Below are 948 nucleotides of genomic sequence, written 5' to 3'. Positions count from 1 at the left end.
TGCTCGAGTTGCTCGCGCAACATCGCTGCCTCGCGGCGTAGTTGCTCCAACTCGGCCTCGTCGCCGCTGGACATGTCTGATTCGTGCGGTGTTCCGAAAGCTTCAGAACGCTCTGAGCTACCCATCTTGCGCTCCTTTCCCACACCGAATTGGTGCGGCGGATACTTCAAAGCTACCGGCGATTGCCGATTGATGTGCGGAGTCAAATACCCACGAAAAGTTAAGATTTTCGTCACGCTGGTAATCTCGGCCACTAATCGTGATGATCGAAAGGGCCTCAGGAGGTGCCAGCGTGACCGCAAAAAGCCTCGCCACAGGCTCGACTCGCGTTGCCGTCGTCGCCCCCTCCGCCGGTGTGACTTCCGTTGCACCCATCGGCCAGACCTTAGCGACACCCTTCGTTCGCGAAGCGGCCAGAGGCGTCTAGCCGGCCGACCGACTGGATGCACCGGCCACTGCCCGTAGCGCTGAGCGCCGCCGCCGCCTTGGCGGCGGTCGGACTCGCGGCATGTTCGTCGCCGCACCCGAATACCGGTTCGTCGGCCACGTCTTCGCTCCCACCGGCCACCTCGAGCCAGGTTGCCGCGCCCAACACGGCTCCCCTGCCGCCGCCCGAGGCCCTCACCGACGTGCTCACGCGGCTCGCCGACCCGAACGTTCCGGGTGCCAGCAAGGTGAATCTGGTGGAGGGCGCGAAGCCGGAGAGCGCGGTCACCCTGGACAAATTCACCAACGCCCTGCGCGACAACGGCTATTTGCCGATGACTTTCAACGCGAACGACATCGCGTGGTCGGACAAGAATCCGTCGAACGTGAAGGCCACCATCGCCGTTCACACCGCCCAGGCCAACAACGCCAGCTTCACCTTCCCGATGGAGTTCACCCCCTTCCAGGGCGGCTGGCAACTATCGCGACACACCGCCGAAATGCTGTTGGCGCTGGGAAAGT

At 63.5% G+C, this 948-nt stretch carries 2 protein-coding genes; one reads left to right on the top strand and one right to left on the bottom strand.

Going from position 1 to position 948, the window contains the following annotated elements; genetic code table 11:
* The coding region (locus A5622_RS30030) for a hypothetical protein (RefSeq protein ID WP_231999944.1) at nt 1-170 on the bottom strand (170 nt) is incomplete at its 3' end.
* Nucleotides 171-443: 273 nt separating this feature from the next.
* Here A5622_RS30030 and A5622_RS06735 point away from each other — a divergent pair.
* Nucleotides 444-948 (top strand): hypothetical protein (locus tag A5622_RS06735; RefSeq protein ID WP_066877457.1); only part of this gene is annotated, 505 nt, incomplete at its 3' end.

Origin of the sequence: Mycobacterium sp. 1245801.1, assembly GCF_001673055.1 — a bacterium.
GTDB classification, from domain to species: Bacteria; Actinomycetota; Actinomycetes; order Mycobacteriales; family Mycobacteriaceae; genus Mycobacterium; species Mycobacterium europaeum_A.
Note: the sequence above shows the minus strand (reverse complement) of the source record. Positions and strands in the feature narration are given on the sequence as shown.